This window comes from Mesorhizobium yinganensis, assembly GCF_040081985.1.
Lineage (GTDB): Bacteria > Pseudomonadota > Alphaproteobacteria > Rhizobiales > Rhizobiaceae > Kumtagia > Kumtagia yinganensis.
Genome location: NZ_JBEBMH010000006.1, coordinates 119,148 through 140,142, shown reverse-complemented (window position 1 = coordinate 140,142; position 20,995 = coordinate 119,148). Strand labels below are relative to the sequence as shown.

Sequence of the window (20,995 nt, the reverse complement as noted above, 5' to 3'; positions counted from 1 at the left end):
TCCTGACTGGACCAATCCGCCCGTCAGCGTGACGGGCGGTTTTTCTTTGCCTTTTCGCCGGCTTCCGGGCCAATCTCGGCGCCGACAGATTTAGGGAGACAATAATGTCGCTGAGAGACCGGCTGGCCGCCGACGAGGTCGTTGTCACGGCGTGGTCGGGCGTGCCGGACCCGCTCACTGTCGAGATCATGGCAGCCCAGCCCTTCGACGCCGTGACGCTCGACATGCAGCATGGCGGCCATCACGAGGACAGCGTGCTGCGCTCGATCGTGCCGGTGAAGCGCGCCCAAAAACCGGTCATTGTGCGCATCCCGGTGGGCCGCTTCGACATGGCGAGCCGGGCGCTGGATTTCGGCGCCGACGCCGTCATCGCGCCGATGGTGAATTCCGTCGAGGACGCCCGCCGTTTTGCCGCGGCAATGAAATATCCGCCGGTCGGCGAACGCTCCTGGGGCCCGACCTACGCGTTGCCGCGCGACGGCAAGACCACGATGCAGGCTTGGCTGGAACAGAGCAACGGGCGCACGCTCGCCTTCGCCATGATCGAGACGCGTCAGGCGCTCGAAGCCCTTGACGACATCCTGGCGGTGCCCGGCGTCGACGCCATCTTCCTTGGCCCTTCGGATTTCTCCATAGCCTGGAGCCGCGGCAAGACCGTCAACTCCATGCTGGAAGACATGATGGAGACGGTGGCCTCCGTCGCTGCCCGTGCGCGGGCGGCTGGCAAATACACCGGCATCTATGTCGTCGACGCGGCGATTGCCGGCCGCTACGTGAAGATGGGCTACCGGCTGCTGGCCACCGGTGGCGAGAACCAGTTGATCGCGCTCGGAGCCGAAAAGCAGCTTGGCGCGATCAAGGCCTCGATCGGTCAAGGCGGCTAGACGGCCCGCGGCAACGCCCTGCCGCCCGCTGAAAACACGAGCAGCGCGCCCAAAAACATGCCAGCGCCGGCATAGACGAAGGCGGCCGGCGCGCCGAACCCGTCGACGATGAGCCCGCCGAAGATCGCGCCACCGGCGATGGCCACCTGGAAGGCGGTGACCAGCAGCCCGCCGGCGCTCTCGGCCTCGTCGGGCGCGGCGCGCACCATCCAGGTCTGCAAGCCCACCGGCAGCATACCGAAAGCGAAGCCCCAGGCGCTTACGGCCGCGGCCGAGACCCAATCCGTCGAACCGTAGACCACCAGCGCCAATGCGGCGCCGGCGATTGCCAGCGCACCGATGCCGATGTTCGCTTTCAGGCTGCGCTCGATCAGGAAACCGCCGGCCAGATTGCCGAAGAAGCCACCGACGCCGAAGGCCAGCAGGACGAGCGAGATCGTCTCGACATCGAACACGGGCACCTGCTCCAGGAATGGGCGGACATAGGTGAAGCCGGCGAAATGCCCGGACGCGATCAGCAGCGTGGCGGCGATCGCCATCCGCACGCTCGGCCGCCCCAGCAGGCCGGCGAGAGCGGCCAAACCGGGCGATCCGATGGGCGGCAGTTTTGGAATGGTAAGCATCTGCACCACAAGCGTCACCGCCGCCACGACGCCGGCCAGCCCGAAGGCGGCGCGCCAGCCCCACAATTCGCCGATGTAGGCGCCGACGGGCGCGGCGCAGACGGTGGCTACCGACACGCCGGTAAACACGATCGACATGGCGCGCGGCATCAGTTTTGCCGGCACCAGCCGCATCGCCATGGCGCCGGCCATCGACCAGAAGCCGCCCAGCGCGACGCCGAGGATGACACGGGCAATCAGCAGCGTGGTGAGACCGGAAGCGGTTGCTGCCAGCACGTTGGAGACGATCAGCAGCAGCGTGAACGTCCACATGACGATACGTCGGTCGATGCTCTTGGTGACGATGGCGATGGTCGGTGCCGCGATGGCGCCGACAACGGCTGTGGCGGTGACGGCCTGGCCCGCCGCGCCGTCGCTGATGCCGAGGTCTTGGGCGATGCGGGTCAGCAGGCTGGCCGGCAGGAACTCGGCGGTCACCAGGCCGAAGACGCCAAGGGAAAGCGAAACGACGGCCGCCCAAAGGGCATCCGTTCGCTCGGCGGCCTCATTGTCCGGGGGGGCCGCCTCCTGGGCGGCCGTTGCGGCGAGGGAATCGGTCATTGCGAGCACTCCTTTTGTGCGGTGCAAGATAAGGAGTGACCGGCTGGAGTTTCCATGCTAGAAGAGCCAAAATGCTTGACCATTCGTCCAAAGCTATTCCGGCTGGTTCCGGCGACCCGCTTACCCAGATGCTGCGCGGCCTGCGCCTTGACGGTGTCGATTATGGCCGATGCCAGATGACGGCGCCCTGGGCCATCCTGTTCCCCGCGCAGGAGGCGGCGCGTTTCCATTTCATTGGCCGCCGCGGCTGCTGGCTGCTCACTCCCTGCAAGCAGTGGGTAGAATTGAAGGAGGGTGATGCGGTGCTTTTGCCGCGCGGCGCCGAACACATCCTGGCAAGCCAGCCCGACGTCACGGCGCTCCCGATCAAGCGTTACGAGGTGACACCGATCTGCGGCAACGTCTTCGACGTCTGCGGCGGCGGCGAGGGGGAGGTCACGCTCCTTTTCTGCGGCAGCATGCATTTCAACGTCGACAGCCTGCATCCGCTGCTCAGCATGATGCCTGACGTGATGTGGGTGCACGAGCTCGCCGCCATCGAGCCGAACATCGCCTTCCTGCTGGAAGCGATGGCGCGGGAGGTGACCGTCGAGCGTGTCGGCGCCGGCGGCATGCTGGCTCGTCTGGCAGATGTGCTGGCCGCCAGCATCATCCGCGTGTGGGTGGAAAAGGGCTGCGGCGACGCCAGCGGCTGGATCGCCGCGGTGCGCAATCCGGATGTCGGCCGCGTGCTGGCGGCGATTCATCTTGAGCCGGACCGCGACTGGACGGTGGCGGCGCTGGCGCGGCTGATGGGCGCCTCGCGCTCGGGTTTCGCCGAGCGCTTCGCCTCGGTCGTCGGCGAGACGCCGGCGCGCTACGTTGCCCAAGTGCGCATGCACCAGGCGCGACAATGGCTGGTGCGCGACCGGATGCGCATTTCCGTCGTGGCGAAACGCCTCGGCTACGATTCCGAGGCTTCCTTCAGCCGCGCCTTCAAGCGCGTCATCGGCGCGCCGCCCAGCCATTTTCGCGCAGGCGAGACGGTGGTTGCTTTGTAAGGGGCTTCACGTTCAATAGGCGCGATACACGGAGGGCGTTCAGGGCGACGGGGGCTTGGAGCCCCGCAAGGCTTCCCGGTTAGCGCAGCCCCGCCCGACCCGGATCGTACGGCGCAAGGTCGGGATCGCGAATGCCTTCGGCAATTTCCCGCGCGACCAGTTCCCCCACGATCGGCGCCAGCGTGACCCCGGAATGCATCACGGTCACATAGAGGCCTTCGACGCCGTCCGGACGGCCGATCGCCGGAAATCCGTCCGCCGGTGTCGGCCGGTGCCCGACGGTGATGAAGCCGACATCGAGGTCTTCGGCTCCCCGCACCAGCGCCTTGACCCTCGCCAGCAGCTCGCGCGCCATCCGCTCCTCCTCGCCTTTTGGATCGGCCCCGGCGAAATCCGAACCGGCGATCAGCCGGCCTTCACGGGTTTGGCGGGCGTTGCATTGCGGGGCGAACACCATGCCGTTGAGCAGGCGCTGCGGCGCCACCGTCGAATGCATGATCAGCCCGGGCGACGTGATCATCCTCAATGGGACGCCGATCGTTTCGAGCAGGTTTTGCGTCGCGGTGCCGGCGGCAATCACCGTCTCGTCCGCCTCGACGACCGTTCCATCCGCGATCCTCGCGCCGGCCACCTTGCCGCCCCGCGTCACAAGGGACACGACGCGGGTTCCCATCATCGCCTTGCCGCCGGCCGCGGCAAGCATGGCGCGCGCCGCCTCCACCGGCTCGACCATGCCCTCCTCGGCGACGAACAGCGCCTGCTCAGGCGGCATTCTCAGGCCTGGCTCGATACGCAGCGCCTCGGCGACGTCGACGCGGCGCATACCGTAGCCCCAGCGCGTGTGTTCGGCCTCGAACCTGTCAAAATCCTCGGCCGGAATGTCCCAGGTCAACCCGCCGCACCAATTCACCGCGACGCCGGGAATCTCGCTTTCCAGCCGCCGCCACCCCGCCATGGAGCGCCGGCGGAAGTGGAAATAGAATTCCGGATTGCCCCAGGTCGCGTTGATCCAGGCAAAGGAATGCCGCGTCGCCAGGCCGCCGCCTTCGCCGGCATCGACGATCGTGACCGCGCATCCGGCCTTGGCCAAATGCCAGGCGACCGAAGCGCCGACGATGCCCGCGCCCACAACCAGCACCGTCTTGGCCATTGTTTCCTCCAAGCCGCGATGGAGAGTATCTCCCCGGCATCGACCGGGACCAACTCTCTGATATAGAAGACGGCAGCCGGGCAAGTGGGACAGAAGGGGTTAAGGCAAGTGCCAAGGGAACATGCTGAGGCAGGCGGCATCACTCAGGCATTCTCGTGCGTGCGAGCGATAAACCGCCACCACCTGCGCTATTTTCTGATTGCCGTGGTCCTGGTGGCTGGAGCTTCCTATCTTGGCTCGACGCCCTTGCTGGCCGGAAAGAAAGAGGCTGCCGCTGCGATTGCCGTGGAAGACTACAAGGAGGCGTTCGAGCAATTGAAGCCGCTGGCTGAGTCTGGGGACGCAAGATCGCAATTCAATTTTGGCGTTTTGTATGCCCACGGAAGGGGTGTCGACCGGAGTGACGCGCAGGCGGTCTATTGGTGGCAGAAGGCCGCCGAGCAAGGGGAACTGGAGGCGGCCTATGGACTTGGAGCGCTACTGGTTCAAGGAGAAGGAGTCCCGCAGGATTTTGCGGCAGCCGCAAAGTGGTTTCGGGTGGCTGCCATAGGCGGACATGCGGCCGCTCAATTCCAGCTTGGCAATCTTTATGCACAAGGCAAGGGTGTGTCGCAGGACGATACCATGGCCGCGCAATGGTGGCGTGCGGCGGCGGAAGGCGGAGACCCCGGCGCGCAACTATGGCTGGGGAGTGCTTATCAAAAGGGTGTGGGGGTGCCCAAGGACGATGTCCAGGGAGCGGCGTGGATCGCTAAGGCGGCGAACAAGGGAGACGCCGCCGCGCAGCACTATCTGGGAACATTGTACGCGCTTGGCGTCGGTGTGGCGAAAGACGATCTGGAGGCCACTGGTTGGTGGCGAAAAGCTGCGGACCAAGGCAATTCGGATGCTCAGAAGACGCTCGGATTTGCATACGCGCAAGGAATGGGAGTGCCAAAAGACGCGTCGCAGGCTGCTTCATGGTGGCAAAAGGCGGCGGCGCATGGGGATGTGGATGCGCAGATTGCCTTGGCCGAAGCATACGCCCAAGGCAAAGGCTTACCGAAGGATGCGGAGAAAGCGACGCGATGGTGGCGTGATGCGGCCGAGAAAGGAAATGCCGTCGCGCAATTTAATCTTGGTGTCGCGTACTACAACGGCGTCGCCGTCGAGAGGAATTATCGGCAGGCAGCGGAATGGCTTCAAAAAGCTTCCGACCAAGGACTACCCGAGGCGGCAACGTTGCTCGACTCCATGCGGAAAGACGGATTAGTCCACTAGTTTTTGGGCATCCTGTGCGACAAGCGACCTACCTCTCAACCCCATGGTCCTATGTTGAAATCCGATGCGCCTATTCCTGCAGCCGCGTCATGAAGTTGGCAAAGGCCATGCTGCCTTCCGGCCACGGGCCGTAGCCCGATTCGGCGTTGATATGCCCAGCCTCGCCGGCATGGATGAACAACGAACCCCAGGCGGCGGCGATATCCTCGGCGACATCGAGCGCGCAGAACGGATCGTTGCTGCTGCTTGCCACGATCGACGGAAAGGGCAGCGGGTCGCGCGGATAGGGTCCGAACGTCATCAGATGTTTCGGGCGGATCGACGGATTGGCGACATCGGGCGGGGCGACGAGAAAGGCGCCGGCCACCGGCCTTTCGAACATCGGGATCGCCTGGATGACTGTCGGCACACCGAGCGAATGGGCGATGATGACCACAGGCCGCTCGGCTTCGTTGACGGCGTTGGCCATCCTTTGCGTCCAGTCCTCGCGCACAGGCTTCGACCATTCGGCCTGCTCGACGCGCCGCGCGGTCGACAGTTTCGCCTCCCAGCGCGTCTGCCAGTGCTCAGGTCCGGAATTTGTGTATCCGGGGACGATCAGTATGTCGGCATCCTTGACTTTCATGACGCGGATTTAGCGATGCCAGGCGGCGCTTGCAATGCTGGGGAGCGATCTTGGCGGCGACGCATTGTCAACATCTGGCGCGCGAAACCAAACCATCTGTGCTGAAATTGTGAACACCGTGTTCGCGCTTTGCTGTCTTGCGCACCCGGGCAGGGAACCCGATGTTGGCATCGACAAACTGGACAACGGGACGGGATCATATGCGGATGTCGAGGCGTGGCTTTTCCGGAGCGGCCGGGATTCTGGCGCTCGATGCTGTGACCGGATTTTCCCGTGCGGAGACGATGATGACAAAACTTCCCTTTGCCGCCGACGCACCACTGAGCGTGACCACCGTCGGCATCAAGGCGCGCGACGTGAACACGCTCGCCGACTACTACAAACATGCAGTCGGGCTGCAGGAGATTGCGCGCCGTCCCGGCACGATCGTGCTCGGCGCCGGCGGCCTGCCTTTGCTGGAGATCGAGGAGTTCAAGGCGGCGCGGCCCGACGATCCGCGCTCGGCCGGCCTCTACCACACCGCCTTCCTGCTGCCGGCCCGTGCCGACCTTGCCCGCTGGACGCGCCGCGCCATAGACCGCCGCATCCAGGTGACCGGTGCGTCGGACCATCTGGTCAGCGAGGCGATCTACCTGACAGACCCAGAAGGCAACGGCATTGAGATCTATGCCGACCGGCCGCGTGCCAACTGGGATTTTGAGGGCGATTCGCTAAAGATGGGGACGCTGCCGCTCGATGTCGAAAACCTGCTTGGCGAGTTGCGGCCCGGCCATTCCGAATGGACCGGCGCGCCGGCCGGCAGCATGGTCGGGCACGTCCATCTGCGCGTGGGCAACGCCGCCGAAGCCGAAAAGTGGTGGAACAGCGAACTCGGCTTCGACACGATGCTGAATTTCGGCGGCAGCGCGGTGTTCCTGTCGACCGGCGGCTATCACCATCATGTCGGGGCCAACGCCTGGCAGAGCGCCGGCGCCAGGGAGCGCGACGCCGATCGGACGGGACTGTCCTTCGTCGAATTCCGCTCGAAGGATGCCAAGTCCGAATCCGTCCACGAGGATCCGTGGGGCAACATCATTCGCATCGTGCCGGCCGCCGCCTGACCGGCACATGAATGTCCGGATAGCCTCGCGGAACTACGTGACGAAACGGCGCGTGAAGCGCTGCTGACGTCAGGCCGCAACGCCGGAAGGTGCGCTTGCGGCAGCTCAAACGGGGTGCGCGTCAGGTCAGACGCACCCCAATCGCGCTCGATGTGACACAAGGCGCTGAAATCGCTTGATATTTTGGACTTGACGGGCAACGCTCGCTTGGTTGGGCACGTCGTTCTGACGTGACGGTCGCGGGCTATTGGCCTTCAATTGTGGCGCCCTGCGTCCCGCTCGATACGACATTAGCGTTCCCATCGAAGTAGCTGTCAGCATAGAGAAAAATCGCGATGACGACAGCCAGGGACAAGGCCCCGGCGCCGAACCACGCAACCCTGCTTGCACCATTGTTTGCAACGACCCGACCCATCTCCAGCCTCGGCGATCTGTTGTTCCGACCCGGAAACGCCAGAATGCCTGCGCCGGTTCCGGTCGTTTGCGTCAGATCCGGGCGCGTTCCAGCAAGCGTCCGAGCAGAAGCAGGCCGGTCGGCCAGATGCCCAGCCGCGCCTCGTTGCCCATGTGGCCCAGGTCGCCCGCATCGGCGAGTTCGGCGCCCCAGGCGTCAGCGAACGCGAGCGCTTTGTCGAACGTGACACGCGGGTCACTGCGGCTCGCGACTACAAGTGTCGGAAACGGCAATGGTTTCAAAGGCATGGGCGCGAAGGGGCGAACAAGGTCGAAGGACGGATCGGGGTCCGCGACGTTGGTCGGCGCCACAAGCAATGCGCCCGCAATCTTGCCCAACTGGCCTTCGTTCGCTTCGACTGCCCATTTGACCGTTGTCGCCACAGCCAGCGAATGTGCCAGCAATACCAGCTTTCGAGGCGCCTGCTCCACTGCCGCGTCTACCCGCGCAATCCAGTCGTTCGGCTCCGGCCGATCCCACTCAGCCTGCAGCACCCGGCTGGAGTTGGAGAAGACCTGGCACCAGTGCGACATCCAGTGATCCGGCCCGCAATTGCCGCGTCCGGGGAGAGCAAGGAAGTCGAAACTGCCCTTCGTATCAATCATTTACCGTCTCCGAACACCCGCTTGAAAATCGTGTCGACATGTGCGGTATGATAGCCGAGGTCGAATTTTTCGCGGATTTCCTCCTCTGAGAGTACCGCGCGGACTTCCGTGTCTGCCAAAAGTTGCTCAAGAAAATCAGCGCCTTGCTCCCAGACCTTCATGGCGTTTCGCTGTACCAGCCGATAGGCGTCCTCGCGTGAAACCCCGGCCTGGGTAAGCGCCAGCAGCACGCGCTGGGAGTGAACAAGGCCGCGGAACTTATTGAGATTCTTCAGCATATTTTCGGGATAGACCAGCAGCTTGTCGATCACGCCGGTCAGCCGCGCCAGCGCGAAATCCAGCGTTACCGTCGCATCCGGCCCGATCATCCGCTCCACCGAGGAGTGGGAAATGTCGCGCTCGTGCCACAGCGCCACATCCTCCATCGCCGGCAGCGCGAAGGCGCGCACCATACGGGCGAGGCCGGTCAGGTTTTCGGTCAGCACCGGGTTGCGCTTGTGCGGCATCGCCGACGAGCCTTTTTGACCGGGCGAAAAATACTCTTCCGCTTCAAGCACTTCGGTGCGTTGCAGATGCCGGATCTCGATTGCCAGCCGCTCGATCGAGGAGGCGATGACACCCAGCGTGGCGAAGAACATGGCGTGCCGGTCGCGCGGGATGACCTGCGTCGACACAGGCTCCGGCTTCAGCCCGAGCTTCGCCGCCACATGCCCTTCGACGCGCGGATCGATGTTGGCGAACGTGCCGACCGCCCCTGAAATGGCGCAAGTCGCGATCTCGGCGCGAGCGTTGACCATCCGCTCGCGGCAACGGGAAAACTCCGCATAGGCCTGCGCCAGCTTGACGCCGAAGGTCGTCGGTTCTGCATGGATGCCATGACTGCGACCGATGGTGACCGTGTCCTTGTGCTCGAAGGCGCGGCGCTTTAGCGCCGCCAGCAGGGCGTCTATGTCGGCCAGCAGGATGTCGCTCGCGCGGGCCAGTTGCACGGCAAGGCAAGTGTCGAGCACGTCCGAAGAAGTCATGCCCTGGTGAATGAAACGAGCATCGGGCCCAACGAATTCAGCAAGATGCGTCAGGAAAGCGATGACGTCGTGTTTGGTCACCCGTTCGATCTCGTCGATGCGCTCGACATCGAATGTCGCAGCACCGCCTTTTTCCCATATCGTTTTCGCGGCTTCCTTGGGAATCACGCCGATCTCGGCCAGCGCGTCGCAGGCGTACGCCTCGATCTCGAACCAGATACGAAACCGCGTTTCCGGCGACCAGATGGCGACCATTTCCGGCCGCGAATAACGAGGGATCATGGATAAATCCTGACTTTTCGAGAAGTTCGCCGCGTCCTAACAGACGCAGCCGGCGTACTCAACGCGCAGGGCGGGCGAACCAAACCGATACCGCGGCGAGTGCTGCGAATCCGAGCGGAAAATAAAGCCGTACCCCCGTGGCGGCGAACTGGACCAGCGCGCCGGCGGTGGTGAAGGCGAACTGGAACATCCACGTCACTGAAAAAGCATGGGAATGCGACTGTGCGTAATATTGCCGGTAGTCAAAGGCATAGAGCGCCGAGGTGATGCCGATTGTGGCGACCGTGAAGCAGAGAAATGCGGCCGCCAGCCGGGTTTCCCAACCCCGGTCTCTGGCAAGAAGGCTGGCCGCGGCGTAGCCCAGCGGAAACGCCAGGGCGGCGCCAATGGCGAAGACCGTGGCGACATCGGCGATTTTCGCGTTTGTCTGCCAGCCGTCGGCCAGAAGGTTGATCGCCGCGCTGGCCGCCATGGTAGCCGTCCAGAATATGGTTCCTGCCGCTGCGACCCGCCACGTCGGCAATGCCTGCCGCAGCCGCGCGAGAATGCCGGGCATTGGCCGGCTGGTCTCGATTATGACGGGTGTGGCGGACAACCCGGCTAGTCCGCGATCGTGGTTGCGACGGCGAGCCACCGGTAGTCCGGCCCTTCGAAACCGAAGGAGCGTGTCGCGAGGATCACCACCGTGATATGCGGTCCGCCCTCCGGAAAATAGGACTGGACGACCCCGATCCGGTAGCCGAGCGGGCAACCGCGGCTTGCGGGAATCTGCTTGTCCTCGTGCAGGATCTTTGTCGCGCCGCCGGGGCGTGCATCGACCTTGAGGAGACGGAAACCTCTGGTTTCCTGCCAGTCCGGACAGGAAGCACCGGGTTTGATCCCCTCTAGCTCTTCCAGCCGGAACTCCATTGGATCGCTCGGTTGCGGATAGAGCGGGCTCGAATTGGCGACGACCCGAAACGGATCGGCGGAAAGTTCGGAAACCGGATTCATCGCCGCCGTGTAGCCGGCGTGTTTGGCAAGCTCGGCGTCGGAAACGATCGCTTCGCCCTTCTTGCGCGCCTCGGCGCGGATGTCCTCCAGTGACGGGTCCTCGCTTTGCGGCCGAATGCGGATCGGCGAACCCGGGACGAAGGCATCCGTCGCCGTGTCGATGTAGTAACGGTTGGCGTAGGGAAAGCCCGAACCGTCCTGGACGCCGTACTCCTCGAAGGCGAAGATGCCGCCGTCGGCGCTGAAGCCGAGCATGTTGAGGTCCGCCGCATCGCCGGCAAAACCCTGAGCAGAGGTTGCGAGCGTACTCAGGACAACAAGACTGGCGAGAAGCAGAGACCGCATCGGCGTTCCATGGGGCAGGGCGCTGTCGCGATCATCAACGTATCGCCAGCAGGTCTTAGCGTCTTGCTGTGAACGAGTCTTCCACCAACTTTGGGTGAGACAGGTCAGTTCTTCCGGCGTGTTATCGAGCCGACCATACCGGGAAAAGGTCGTCTTCGGCGGGGGCTGCTGCATGGATGCCGCGCGCAATCGCGCGGGCCATGGTCGCGCCGGCCGCCGCATAGAGATCGATTGCGGCGCCGCTTTGTGGCGCCACGCCGCTCAGTCGGGTTGCCAAGCTGAAGATGAGATCGCCGTCGGCGGGCGTATGCGCCGGCCATATAGCGCGGGCGAAACCGTCGTGCGCGGCAACCGCTAATCGTTTGGCTTGCGCATTGGTCAGCACAGCGTCGGTGGCGATGACGGCGATCGTGGTGTTGCCACCCTGGTCGCGGTATTTCAGCCTGATGTCGCTGGCGTCGACAGGGAGCGGCGAGGGGTAGCCGATACCGCCGAATTCGTCGCCGATTTCGAAGGGCGCCGCCCAGAAATGGCGTGTCCCGCCAACGGTCACTGACCCGGCTGCGTTGACTGCCGCCAGCGCGCCCAGCACCGTGCCGTCCGGCATGACGGTCGAAGCCGAACCGAGGCCGCCCTTCAGGCCGGAGGTCAGCGCGCCGGTTCCAGCGCCTTCCGTCCCGATGGCAAAGTCAGCGGCTGCGGATCGGGCGGCCTCGTAGCCGAGTTCGCGATAGGGCGCGTGGCGACCCCAGTCCTTGTCGCCGCCATTGGTAAGGTCGAAGAGGATCGCGGCGGGCACGATCGGTACGCGCGCGCCCCGCATTTCGAAGCCCACGCCTTGCTCGCGGAGCACCGACTGAACGCCTGAAGCGGCGTCGAGCCCGAAGGCCGATCCGCCCGACAGCACGATGGCGTTGATGGATTGGACCAGATTATGCGGCTCGAGCAAGTCGGTCTCGCGCGTTCCCGGGGCTCCGCCAAGAACTTGCACCCCTGCCACCGCCGGTTCGTCGCACATAACGACGGTGGTGCCCGACTTCAGCCGTGCATCGGCGGCGTTGCCGACCCTGAGGCCCGCGACGTCGGTGATCAGGTTGCGTGGACCGGGGCGGAAGGTCATTGGCTCTCCAGGGGCACGAAACGCGCGCCGTCATAGCGAAAAATCCGGAAAGGGCCTGCTGTCAGGTCTCCCTTGGCGTCGAACCGAATTTCTCCCAGCGCAGTCGAATGGGGACCGCCGAGCGCCGGGGCGGCAAAGTCTTGCTCGGAACCAGCCGCTGCGATTGCAACCTGCATGGCGGCATAGGCGGGAAGCACATACCCTTCCGGCACGATGTGGCGTTCGGCCAAGGTTTGCAGCGTGGCCGGATCGGCTATCTCGGCCCATTCCGGCAGGCCCACCATCAGCGTACCGGAAGCCAGCGGCACGCCGTTGGAGGCGGAGCGCAAGGTTTCGCCGCCGGCAAAGGTCAGGCGCGCGCCGAGCCCTGCGGCATCCCGCGTCATGATGGCGATGTCGTCACGGTCGCCGCCGACGAAGACGTTGGCCGCGCCCGCCCTGCGCAGCCGGCCAGCCAAGCCGATCTGGTTCTCCATCTGTGGGCGATAGGTGTCGACAAAGACCGGCGTCAGCCCACGGTTCGCGGCCGCGGCGCGAAAATTCTCGGCGAGGTCGCGGCCATAGATGGTGCCGTCGTCGACCACCGCGAACAGGCTGTCGCGCCAGAGCGTGACGAGCAACGTGCCGATGGCGTTTTCCTCTCCGTCGGCGCGCGGCGCCAGCCGGTAGATCAGCCACCCTGTCTTTTCGCGGCGATCGGTCACGCTGTCGGTGCGCACGCCCGGCGTGATGGTTGGAATGCCGGCGTCCTTCAGGATCGGCAGCGCCGCCTCGATCGATTCGGTGCAGAGGAACCCGACGACGATTTTCACTTTTGCCTCGACGAAGCGTCGGGCCGCGGCGGCACCCCCTTCGGCGGTGCAGGCATCGTCCACGATTTCCAGAATCGTATCTCCGGCCGCCGCCCGCGCGCCGTTCAGCACCTGCCGGCCAAGCAGTTCGGAGGAACCGCTCAGCGGCGCGGCGACGCCCACCTTCAGGGCCTCGGCGCGCGCCGGAGACGGAGCCAGCGACAGGGCCAGAAGCAAGGTGGCTGCCGTCGCGAACCGCATGCCTGCGCGCCATCCCTTCCGTTGCCGCAATGCGCGCCCGGAGAGGCGCGCGTCCGCGCAAACTCGTAACGGCGTCATCCCGCTGGCGCAACAGGCGATTTCGGATGGCCAGATCAGCGGTTTCTTGTGGCGCGCCGTGTCTCCCCATATATAGCGAACTGTCCTCCAGATCGGGAACGCCGGGTGCTCAAGAAAAGCGACGTCGAGCCGCAGACCTACCGCGACGCGATGGCGCGTTTCGCGGGCGCGGTGCATGTGGTCACCACCGATGGCGAGGCGGGCCTGCGCGGAGCGACCGTGATCGCCGCCTGCTCGGTTTCCGATGCCCCGCCGATGATTCTTGTCTGCATAAACCGCGAGAATGAGAAGAACGAGGCATTCGTGAAGAACGGGCGTTTCGCGCTGAACACGCTTACGCCGGCACACGAGGCGCTGGCCGTGGCATTCTCCGGCGTCACCGGCCTTCCGGTCGAAGAGCGTTTCGCTCTCGGACAATGGAACACGATCGCGTCGGGCGCTCCGGCTCTGGTCGATGCCATGGCGGTGTTCGATTGCGAACTGTTCGAATCCAAGGACATGGCCACCCATCGTATTCTTTTTGGCAAGGTGACAGGCATTCGCATCGGAGATAGCCTTGAACCGCTCCTTTACCACGACCGGCGCTATCGGGTGCTGTAGGCGCGTGGAGACCCCATGACCGACGCAAAATCCATCCCGTTGCCGCACTCGATCGACGCGACGCTCGAGCTTCTGTCCGGTGCCGACTATGTCGCCGACCGGGCGCTGGCGACGGTGCTGTTCCTGGCGCTGCGCATGAAGCGGCCGCTGTTCCTCGAAGGCGAGGCCGGCGTCGGCAAGACCGAGATTGCCAAGGTGCTGGCGACGGCGCTCGGCAGGCCGCTCATCAGGCTGCAATGCTACGAGGGGCTCGACGTTTCGTCGGCGGTCTATGAGTGGAACTATGCCGCGCAGATGATCGAGATCCGCATGGAAGAGGCGGAAGGGGCGGTCGACCGGCGGGCGATGGAAAAGAACGTCTTTTCCGAAAAATACCTGATCCGGCGGCCGGTGCTGCAGGCGCTGGACGGCAAGGCCGGCGCCGCACCCGTGTTCCTGATCGACGAGTTGGACCGCACCGACGAGGCCTTCGAGGCCTTTTTGCTCGAAATCCTCTCAGACTTCCAGGTCACCGTGCCGGAACTCGGCACGATCAAGGCGGAGGAACCGCCGATCGTCATCATCACCACGAACCGCACACGCGAGATCCACGACGCGCTGAAGCGCCGCTGTCTCTATCACTGGGTCGACTATCCCAACGCCGCCCGCGAACTCGAGATCGTGTCGCGAAAGGTGCCGCAGGCGAACCGCCGGCTCTCGGCGGAGGTGGTGAAGTTCGTGCAGAAATTGCGCGAGATCGAGCTGTTCAAGGTTCCCGGCGTCGCCGAGACGATTGATTGGGCTGGTGCCTTGACTGAACTCGACAAGGTCGCGCTCGATCCGGAGACCGTATCGGACACGATCGGCGTGTTGCTGAAATACCAGGACGACATCGCACGCATCGAGCAGGGCGAGGGCCGCCGCCTCCTGAAAGAGGTCAAGGCGGAGCTCGCGGCGGCGGAGTAGGAAGATGGACACTTTCCGCTCCGACCGGAAAGTCGCTTCCGCCGACGGCCGGCTTGCCGACAACATCGTCTATTTCGCCCGAGCCCTGCGCAAGGCCGGCATGCGCGTCGGGCCGGCCTCGGTCAAGGATGCGATCGAGGCAGTGCTGGCTGCCGGCATCGGGAGCCGCGACGATTTCTACTGGACGCTGCACGCCGTGCTGGTGACGCGCCATGAGGACCATGCGGTGTTCGACGAGGCGTTCCGCCTGTTCTGGAAATCGCGCGAACTGATTGAAAAACTGCTGGCGATGTTTTCGCCGGTCGCCCTCGACCAGCGCGACAAGCAGAAACCGCGCGCCGCCGAAAGTCGCGTTAGCCAGGCGATGTTCGAAGGCCAGCAGAACCGGCAGCCGCCGCGCGAGATACCGGAGATCGAGGTCGACGCCCGCTTCACCGTTTCCGGCAGCGAGGTGCTGCGCGGCAAGGACTTCGCGCAGATGACGGCTGCCGAACTCGGTGAGGCGCGGCGCGAGATCGCAGCACTTCGGCTGCCCTTCGACATGGTCGCCACGCGCCGCTTCAAGGCCGATCCGCGCGGCAAAAAGATCGATCCGCGCGCCATGATGCGCTCTTCGGCGCGCACCGGCGGCGCTCTGATCCTGCCGAAATTCCGCTCGCAGCGCGAAATCCATCCGCCGCTCGTGGTGCTGGCCGACATTTCCGGCTCGATGAGTCAGTACACCCGCATCTTCCTGCACTTTCTTCACGCGCTGACGGAGAAGCGGCGGCGCGTGCACGCCTTCGCCTTCGGCACGCGGCTGACCAACCTGACCCGGCAGATGCGCCATCGCGATCCCGATGCTGCACTTGCCGATTGCTCGGCGGCAGTGAAGGACTGGTCGGGCGGCACGCGCATCGGCGACACGCTGCACGAATTCAACCGGCTGTGGTCGCGCCGCGTGCTGGGGCAGGGCGCCGTTGTGCTGCTGATCACCGATGGGCTGGAGCGCGACGATGTCGGCGAACTGGAAGCCGAGATGGAACGGCTGCAAAAATCCTGCCGGCGGCTGATCTGGCTGAACCCGCTGCTGCGTTTCGACGGTTTCGAGGCGCGGGCGCGGGGTGTGCGGGCCATGCTGCCGCATGTCGACGAATTCCGGCCGGTGCACAATTTGAATGCTCTTGCCGACCTTTGCGCTTCCCTGGGCAAACATCCCCGGGGCGGTGTCGACCCACGCCGGTTCTTGGCGGCGCCCGAGCGGCGTGCGGCCTGATCGGGAGACGAGGAGAGAAAAGATGTCCCTGACGACACTTGACGAAAGCCGCGACCCGCTGGCGATCGCGGAAGAATGGATGGACAGCGGCCGCGACGTGGCGATTGCCACCGTCATCGAGACCTGGGGCTCGGCGCCGCGTCCGGTCGGCAGCCATCTGGTGATCGATGCCGATGGCAATTTTCATGGCTCTGTTTCCGGCGGCTGCGTGGAAGGCGCGGTGGTGACCGAGGCGATGGATGTGATCGGCGACGGCAAGGCGCGCATGCTGGAGTTCGGCGTGGCCGACGAGACCGCCTGGCGGGTCGGCCTGTCCTGCGGCGGCCGCATCAAAGTGTATGTCGAGAAACTGGGCTGAGCGATGGACCCGCTTTCGCTGAAAACCCTCAACAAGGAACGCCGGGCGCGCCGCGCCGCGATCCTGATAACCGAGCTAGAAGGCGGCGCGAACCGCATCGTCCGTGAGGGCGATGCGGTGTCGGGTGAACTCGGCGAGGCGGTCGGGAAGGCTTTCCGTACCGGCATCTCGAAGACCGTCGCCGTCAATGGTGCGGGCTATTTCCTGAATGTCTCGCTGCCCAGCCCGCGCCTCGTGGTGGTCGGTGCCGTACATATCAGTCAGGCGCTGGCGCCGATGGCGAAAGTTGCGGGCTTCGACATGGAGATCATCGATCCGCGCACCGCTTTCGCCACCGCAGAGCGATTCCCGGATGTGCCGCTGCATGCCGACTGGCCGGAACCGGTGCTCGCCGCCCGGCCGCTGGATGCCTATACAGCGCTTTGCGCGGTCACCCATGACCCGAAGATTGACGATTTCGCGCTGAAGGCCGCGCTCGACGCCGGCTGCTTCTATGTTGGCGCATTGGGCAGCCGCAAAACGCATGCGGCGCGTGTCCAGCGCCTGCGGGAAGCCGGTGCCGGCGAAGAGCAGGTTGCGCGCCTCCACGCGCCGATCGGCCTCGACATTGGCGCTACAAGTCCCCAGGAGATCGCCGTGGCTATCCTTGCCCAGGTCATACAGGTGTTCCGGTCCCGGGGTCTAGGCGGCGTGGAAAAGGGCAGGGCGGCGTGAGATTCGGGCCGATAGGGGTCGCCGACGCGGAAGGCGCGCTGCTGGCGCATGCCGTGCATGCCGGCGAAAGGCGCTTTCCCAAGGCGCATCGCATTTCGGCCGACGACATTGCGCTGCTGCGCTCGGCTGGCGTGGAGCAGGTCATCGCCGCTGTACTGGAGGCTGGCGATCTCGACGAGGATGTGGCCGCGGCACGCATCGCCTCAGCGATCCGGTCGCGCAATGTCGACGTGAAACCGGCCTCGACGGGGCGCGTCAACCTGCATGCCGCGGCCGCTGGCGTCTTCACCGTCGACGCCGCTCTGGTCGACGCCATCAACGCTATCGACCCGTCAATTACCATCGCCACGCTGGCCGATAAAGCGGCGGTCGAGCTCGGCCAGATGGTCGCGACGGTCAAGATCATCCCGTTCGCGATTGCCGGACATCTTGTGGACGCGGCCTGCAAGATCCTGCTGGAGCGGCCGCTTTTCGAGGTCCATTCCTTCGCGGCACTAAAGGTCGGGCTGGTCCACACCACACTGCCCGGCCTGAAGGACAGCGTCGTCGCCAAGACGGCGCGCATCACCGAGGATCGGCTGGAACGCTCCGGCAGCATGGTGGTCGACGAAAAGCGCGTGCCGCACCATGCGCAGGATGTGGCCAAGGCCATCGCGCAGGTGCTTAGCGGCAGCGACATGGCCATCGTCTTCGGCGCCTCGGCCATGTGCGATTTCGACGACGTCATCCCGGCGGCGATCCGCGCGGCGGGTGGCGATGTCATCCGAGCCGGCATGCCGGTGGATCCCGGCAATCTGATGGTGCTGGGCCGGATCGGACAAAAGACGGTGATTGGCGCACCGGGCTGCGCCCGCAGCCCCAAGGAGAACGGTTTCGACTGGGTTCTCGACCGCCTGCTGGCGGGGCTGGACGTCACCGCGCGCGACATTGCCGGCATGGGCGTCGGCGGCTTGCTTATGGAAATCCCAACGCGCCCGCAGCCGCGCGAGGCGCGCCGTCCCAACGGCGATGCGGTTCATGCAATAGTGCTGGCCGCCGGCCGCTCGACCCGCATGGGCGGACCGAACAAGCTGCTGGCGCGGTTCGGCGGCGAACCGCTGATCCGCAAGGTTGCCGAGACGGCGCTGGCGAGCAAGGCGCGGACTGTCACCGTGGTGACCGGCCATCAGGCCGAGCGTATCCGCGCGGCGCTCGGCGGTCTCGACCTGCGTTTTACCGACAACCGCGATTTCGCCAGCGGCCTGGCAAGCTCGTTGCACGCCGGCATCGCCAGCCTGCCGTCCAGCGCGGCCGGTGCCCTGATCGTGCTGGGTGATATGCCGGAGGTTTCGGCGCTCGACCTGGACAGGCTGGTCGCCAGCTTCGTCGCTTCCGGAGGCCAGCAGGTGGTGCGCGCCTCGCATGACGGAAAACGCGGAAACCCGGTCATCCTGCCGCGATCGGTGTTTGCCGGCGTGCTGAGGCTGGAAGGCGATGTCGGCGCCCGGCAAATCATCGAGTCCGGCTTGGCTGGCGTCATCGATGTCGAGATCGGGCAGGGCGCCTTCGTCGATGTCGATACCGCCGAGGCCATGGCCGAGGCCGGCGGCGTTCTGCAGGATTGATCACGGCAGGATGACCAAGTCGGCCTTTGCGGCTACAAACGGGCCATGCTGTCTTTGTTGATCAACCGCCTGCGTTCCTTCGCGCCCCCCTCTGTCCTGCCGGACATCTCCCCCACAAAGGGGGAGATTGGCAGCGGAGCCGATGACGGCCAATCTCCCCACTTATGGGGGAGATGTCCGGCAGGACAGAGGGGGGCGCGAAGGAACGCAGGCTTGACAGTCGGACTGGCCATGTTGCTCGCGGCCCTCATCACTTTTCCCGCCCCCGCCCAATCTCTAAAACCCTTCAAGGACGAACTCTTTGCCTATCCGGGCATCCTGTCGACCGGCGATGGCGGTGCTTACGAAGTGGTGGACTACAATGAGGCGCGCGACATTAATCAGCGCGACGAAACCCCTGAACGGCGGGTCAAAAGCAAATATGTCTCGACCGGGGTGCGCAAAGTGCAGAAGGACCTGGTGCTTCGGACCGACGCCGGCGACATCCGTCATGTTGCCGTGGGAAGCCCGGAAAACGTCGCCTACATAACCCTTTACCTGCACGGCCAGGGCGGCAGCCGCAAGCAGGGCGTCGACGACTTTACCTTTGGCGGAAATTTCAACCGTATCAAGAACCTGATGGCCGGCAATGGCGGGCTCTATCTCTCGCCCGACTTTCCCGATTTCGGTGAAAAGGGAGCCGCCCAGATTGCGGCACTGATCAGCCACTATGCCGCGCAGTCGCCTTCCGCGAAAATCTTCGTCGCCTGCGGTTCGATGGGCGGCGGGCTGTGCTGGCTGCTTGCCAATGATCCCGCCGTAGCGCCCCGCCTGTCCGGCCTGCTGCTGCTCGGCTCGCATTGGGACGATGGTTTTCTCACCAGCCTGGCTTTCAAGCGCAAGGTGCCGGTGTTGTTCGGCCAAGGCAGCAAGGACACGGTCTTCCCGGTCGAAACGCAGGAGGCATTCTTTCGCTCCATCCGGTCGAAATCAAAGGGCTATCCAGCGCGGTTCGTGCGCTTCGAGACGGGTTCGCACGGCACGCCGATCCGCATGACCGATTGGCGGGAGACACTCAACTGGATGATTTCCGCCGGTCCCTGAGCGAACTTCGAGACCTTGCCGATAGTCCAGAAAAGCCGGCGGACACGACCATCTATGGCCCGGTATGAAAGTCCAACACTGTCTCGGGATTGATCTCCCCGTCATAGGAGGGGTCGACATCATACTTCACGAGGGTGAACGCGCCGTCTCGGAAGATCCACATGCCTGATGAGGAGGCGTCACCAACACCGCGCCATTTGGCGTGCGAGGTGATCGATTTGGTCGCATCGTCGTAGAAGGAATTGATGAGCTCGTCATCGACCGTGTAGCCGATGATCGTCATGCTCTCGAAGTTGCCGTCGGGATTGTCGTCGACATAACGGATGTCGAGTTCCGGGGCGGCGAACTGCTGTTCGCGAAGGCCCTCTACCTCATCGAAGAGATAATAGACGTGGCTCTCGTTGTAGGCGCCCATGCCGCAATAGAAGCGGAAAAGGCGGGCCTGGCTTTCCGGTTCGTCGTCCGAACTGGAAGCCCGGCGAAAGGCAATCGTGTAGGTCTCCGGGCTTGGGCTGGCGCCGGCAGCCGTGATCGAATCACATTGCCCGGCATGGAGTGCTGCGAAGGCTTTTTTGGCCTGCTCAAGCACGGCGTCCCTGGGTTCGGACGCCGGCCCGTCGCCGCACTTTGCCGGCAGCTTTTCCTCGAAGGGTTGTTCGGAAGGCTTCAACTCAGCCTTCTCGATGCTCAGCCCGCGGAAAGGCGGCTCCTGAATCTGCGGATTGACCTGCCGCACCGTATAGCATCCGGCGAAAACCTGCTCGCTATTGTCCTTGTTGGTGGCAAGGAAGGCGACGGGCAGGGAATAGAAGGTGCTGCCGGCCGCACCTTCCGCACCCGGCTCCCCGGTGACGATCTGGATGGACTGGGTGTTCTCGTAGCCTTTGACGAAAGTTTGGAAATCCTTGGACGGCTTCCGGTCACCGAAATAGTCCCAGGCGCGGGCATATTCTCGCCGGCTGATGGCATTGTAGAAGGATCTTACGATCGCCGCCGCGTCGGAGCGGTCGTCGAGATAGGGTTCCGGTTCGCTCTGCGCGAAGCTGACGGTGCAGGCAAGCAACGAGATGGCCGTCGTCAAAAATGCGGTCCGCATTGCGAATCTCCGAGGATCGGCAAGAAGAATCACGATTGATTGCGGCTTGCCGATGACGCTTGCAACCGCGCGGGCAAAGTCCCTATCTGCACGCCAGCCGAACA

At 64.5% G+C, this 20,995-nt stretch carries 21 protein-coding genes; 11 read left to right on the top strand and 10 right to left on the bottom strand.

The genetic code is table 11. From position 1 onward, the window contains the following. The first annotated feature begins 104 nt into the window (after positions 1–104). Positions 105–884: an HpcH/HpaI aldolase family protein gene (locus ABMA59_RS14130; protein WP_349006001.1), complete on the top strand. Its 780-nt coding sequence runs from the start codon at positions 105–107 to the stop codon at positions 882–884. On the opposite strand, the gene ABMA59_RS14125 is transcribed toward ABMA59_RS14130, so the two are convergent. Continuing rightward, entirely contained in the window at positions 881–2,107 is a 1,227-nt protein-coding gene (locus ABMA59_RS14125; RefSeq protein WP_349006000.1) for an MFS transporter, read from the bottom strand. The two genes, ABMA59_RS14130 and ABMA59_RS14125, sit on opposite strands and share 4 nt — an antisense overlap. Positions 2,108–2,178: 71 nt before the next feature. Between ABMA59_RS14125 and ABMA59_RS14120 the strand changes: the two genes are divergently transcribed. Then, complete coding sequence (locus tag ABMA59_RS14120; RefSeq protein ID WP_349005999.1) at positions 2,179–3,147, top strand: AraC family transcriptional regulator; 969 nt, start codon at positions 2,179–2,181, stop codon at positions 3,145–3,147. A 79-nt stretch (positions 3,148–3,226) separates the two neighbouring features. Here ABMA59_RS14120 and ABMA59_RS14115 read toward each other — a convergent pair whose 3' ends face one another. After that, positions 3,227–4,297 (bottom strand): NAD(P)/FAD-dependent oxidoreductase, encoded by a 1,071-nt coding sequence (locus ABMA59_RS14115; RefSeq protein WP_349005998.1) that lies wholly within the window; start codon positions 4,295–4,297, stop codon positions 3,227–3,229. Positions 4,298–4,405: 108 nt separating this feature from the next. Here ABMA59_RS14115 and ABMA59_RS14110 point away from each other — a divergent pair, with 108 nt between their 5' ends. Then, positions 4,406–5,557 (top strand): SEL1-like repeat protein, encoded by a 1,152-nt coding sequence (locus ABMA59_RS14110; RefSeq protein ID WP_349005997.1) that lies wholly within the window; start codon positions 4,406–4,408, stop codon positions 5,555–5,557. Positions 5,558–5,627: 70 nt separating this feature from the next. Here ABMA59_RS14110 and ABMA59_RS14105 read toward each other — a convergent pair whose 3' ends face one another. Continuing rightward, positions 5,628–6,182: an RBBP9/YdeN family alpha/beta hydrolase gene (locus tag ABMA59_RS14105; protein WP_349005996.1), complete on the bottom strand. Its 555-nt coding sequence runs from the start codon at positions 6,180–6,182 to the stop codon at positions 5,628–5,630. A 200-nt stretch (positions 6,183–6,382) separates the two neighbouring features. Between ABMA59_RS14105 and ABMA59_RS14100 the strand changes: the two genes are divergently transcribed. Beyond that, the gene (locus tag ABMA59_RS14100) at positions 6,383–7,282 is read left to right on the top strand and encodes a VOC family protein (protein WP_425475915.1); all 900 of its coding nucleotides are present in this window, start codon (positions 6,383–6,385) and stop codon (positions 7,280–7,282) included. A 486-nt stretch (positions 7,283–7,768) separates the two neighbouring features. Here the strand turns inward: ABMA59_RS14100 and ABMA59_RS14095 are convergent, their stop codons facing one another. The 6 genes from ABMA59_RS14095 to ABMA59_RS14070 form a co-directional block, all read right to left on the bottom strand. Further along, positions 7,769–8,341 carry an RBBP9/YdeN family alpha/beta hydrolase gene (locus ABMA59_RS14095; protein WP_349005994.1) on the bottom strand — a complete coding sequence of 191 codons (573 nt, stop codon included), beginning with the start codon at positions 8,339–8,341 and terminating at the stop codon, positions 7,769–7,771. Beyond that, positions 8,338–9,648: an adenylosuccinate lyase gene (gene purB / locus ABMA59_RS14090; RefSeq protein ID WP_349005993.1), complete on the bottom strand. Its 1,311-nt coding sequence runs from the start codon at positions 9,646–9,648 to the stop codon at positions 8,338–8,340. Before purB ends, ABMA59_RS14095 begins: the two co-directional genes overlap by 4 nt. A gap of 58 nt (positions 9,649–9,706) precedes the next feature. Further along, positions 9,707–10,204 carry a hypothetical protein gene (locus tag ABMA59_RS14085; protein WP_349005992.1) on the bottom strand — a complete coding sequence of 166 codons (498 nt, stop codon included), beginning with the start codon at positions 10,202–10,204 and terminating at the stop codon, positions 9,707–9,709. Positions 10,205–10,248: 44 nt separating this feature from the next. Beyond that, on the bottom strand, positions 10,249–10,986 hold the full coding sequence (locus ABMA59_RS14080) for a DUF2259 domain-containing protein (RefSeq protein WP_349005991.1): 738 nt from the start codon (positions 10,984–10,986) through the stop codon (positions 10,249–10,251). Between the two features lie 121 nt (positions 10,987–11,107). After that, a complete protein-coding gene (locus tag ABMA59_RS14075; RefSeq protein ID WP_349005990.1) occupies positions 11,108–12,106 on the bottom strand; it encodes a P1 family peptidase in 999 nt (332 codons plus the stop codon). Beyond that, entirely contained in the window at positions 12,103–13,158 is a 1,056-nt protein-coding gene (locus tag ABMA59_RS14070; RefSeq protein WP_349005989.1) for a branched-chain amino acid ABC transporter substrate-binding protein, read from the bottom strand. The genes ABMA59_RS14075 and ABMA59_RS14070 overlap by 4 nt, the downstream gene beginning before the upstream one ends. Positions 13,159–13,341: 183 nt before the next feature. On the opposite strand from ABMA59_RS14070, the gene ABMA59_RS14065 reads away from it, so the two are divergent. The 7 genes from ABMA59_RS14065 to ABMA59_RS14035 all read left to right on the top strand — a co-directional run bounded on the left by ABMA59_RS14065 (position 13,342) and on the right by ABMA59_RS14035 (position 19,795). After that, a complete protein-coding gene (locus ABMA59_RS14065; protein WP_349005988.1) occupies positions 13,342–13,836 on the top strand; it encodes a flavin reductase in 495 nt (164 codons plus the stop codon). Between the two features lie 15 nt (positions 13,837–13,851). Then, complete coding sequence (locus ABMA59_RS14060; protein WP_349005987.1) at positions 13,852–14,781, top strand: AAA family ATPase; 930 nt, start codon at positions 13,852–13,854, stop codon at positions 14,779–14,781. Between the two features lie 4 nt (positions 14,782–14,785). After that, positions 14,786–16,036 (top strand): vWA domain-containing protein, encoded by a 1,251-nt coding sequence (locus ABMA59_RS14055; RefSeq protein WP_349005986.1) that lies wholly within the window; start codon positions 14,786–14,788, stop codon positions 16,034–16,036. Positions 16,037–16,058: 22 nt separating this feature from the next. Beyond that, complete coding sequence (locus ABMA59_RS14050; RefSeq protein WP_349005985.1) at positions 16,059–16,394, top strand: XdhC family protein; 336 nt, start codon at positions 16,059–16,061, stop codon at positions 16,392–16,394. Between the two features lie 3 nt (positions 16,395–16,397). Further along, entirely contained in the window at positions 16,398–17,108 is a 711-nt protein-coding gene (locus ABMA59_RS14045; RefSeq protein ID WP_349005984.1) for an XdhC family protein, read from the top strand. After that, positions 17,105–18,712: an NTP transferase domain-containing protein gene (locus ABMA59_RS14040; RefSeq protein WP_349005983.1), complete on the top strand. Its 1,608-nt coding sequence runs from the start codon at positions 17,105–17,107 to the stop codon at positions 18,710–18,712. The genes ABMA59_RS14045 and ABMA59_RS14040 overlap by 4 nt, the downstream gene beginning before the upstream one ends. Positions 18,713–18,943: 231 nt before the next feature. Further along, on the top strand, positions 18,944–19,795 hold the full coding sequence (locus ABMA59_RS14035) for an alpha/beta hydrolase family protein (protein WP_349006153.1): 852 nt from the start codon (positions 18,944–18,946) through the stop codon (positions 19,793–19,795). A gap of 52 nt (positions 19,796–19,847) precedes the next feature. Here ABMA59_RS14035 and ABMA59_RS14030 read toward each other — a convergent pair whose 3' ends face one another. Then, on the bottom strand, positions 19,848–20,891 hold the full coding sequence (locus ABMA59_RS14030; protein WP_349005982.1) for a DUF1176 domain-containing protein: 1,044 nt from the start codon (positions 20,889–20,891) through the stop codon (positions 19,848–19,850). Positions 20,892–20,995: the final 104 nt, after the last annotated feature.

What these genes read in the sequence shown, in the direction of transcription:
- ABMA59_RS14045 (WP_349005984.1), top strand. Translation starts at nt 16,398, where the DNA reads ATGGACCCGCTTTCGCTGAAAACCCTCAACAAGGAACGCCGGGCGCGC.
- ABMA59_RS14035 (WP_349006153.1), top strand. Translation starts at nt 18,944, where the DNA reads ATGTTGCTCGCGGCCCTCATCACTTTTCCCGCCCCCGCCCAATCTCTA.
- ABMA59_RS14055 (WP_349005986.1), top strand. Translation starts at nt 14,786, where the DNA reads ATGGACACTTTCCGCTCCGACCGGAAAGTCGCTTCCGCCGACGGCCGG.
- ABMA59_RS14070 (WP_349005989.1), bottom strand. Translation starts at nt 13,158, where the DNA reads ATGCGGTTCGCGACGGCAGCCACCTTGCTTCTGGCCCTGTCGCTGGCT.
- ABMA59_RS14060 (WP_349005987.1), top strand. Translation starts at nt 13,852, where the DNA reads ATGACCGACGCAAAATCCATCCCGTTGCCGCACTCGATCGACGCGACG.
- purB (WP_349005993.1), bottom strand. Translation starts at nt 9,648, where the DNA reads ATGATCCCTCGTTATTCGCGGCCGGAAATGGTCGCCATCTGGTCGCCG.
- ABMA59_RS14085 (WP_349005992.1), bottom strand. Translation starts at nt 10,204, where the DNA reads ATGCCCGGCATTCTCGCGCGGCTGCGGCAGGCATTGCCGACGTGGCGG.
- ABMA59_RS14120 (WP_349005999.1), top strand. Translation starts at nt 2,179, where the DNA reads ATGCTTGACCATTCGTCCAAAGCTATTCCGGCTGGTTCCGGCGACCCG.
- ABMA59_RS14080 (WP_349005991.1), bottom strand. Translation starts at nt 10,986, where the DNA reads ATGCGGTCTCTGCTTCTCGCCAGTCTTGTTGTCCTGAGTACGCTCGCA.
- ABMA59_RS14050 (WP_349005985.1), top strand. Translation starts at nt 16,059, where the DNA reads ATGTCCCTGACGACACTTGACGAAAGCCGCGACCCGCTGGCGATCGCG.
- ABMA59_RS14095 (WP_349005994.1), bottom strand. Translation starts at nt 8,341, where the DNA reads ATGATTGATACGAAGGGCAGTTTCGACTTCCTTGCTCTCCCCGGACGC.
- ABMA59_RS14115 (WP_349005998.1), bottom strand. Translation starts at nt 4,297, where the DNA reads ATGGCCAAGACGGTGCTGGTTGTGGGCGCGGGCATCGTCGGCGCTTCG.
- ABMA59_RS14125 (WP_349006000.1), bottom strand. Translation starts at nt 2,107, where the DNA reads ATGACCGATTCCCTCGCCGCAACGGCCGCCCAGGAGGCGGCCCCCCCG.
- ABMA59_RS14100 (WP_425475915.1), top strand. Translation starts at nt 6,383, where the DNA reads ATGCGGATGTCGAGGCGTGGCTTTTCCGGAGCGGCCGGGATTCTGGCG.
- ABMA59_RS14105 (WP_349005996.1), bottom strand. Translation starts at nt 6,182, where the DNA reads ATGAAAGTCAAGGATGCCGACATACTGATCGTCCCCGGATACACAAAT.
- ABMA59_RS14030 (WP_349005982.1), bottom strand. Translation starts at nt 20,891, where the DNA reads ATGCGGACCGCATTTTTGACGACGGCCATCTCGTTGCTTGCCTGCACC.
- ABMA59_RS14075 (WP_349005990.1), bottom strand. Translation starts at nt 12,106, where the DNA reads ATGACCTTCCGCCCCGGTCCACGCAACCTGATCACCGACGTCGCGGGC.
- ABMA59_RS14130 (WP_349006001.1), top strand. Translation starts at nt 105, where the DNA reads ATGTCGCTGAGAGACCGGCTGGCCGCCGACGAGGTCGTTGTCACGGCG.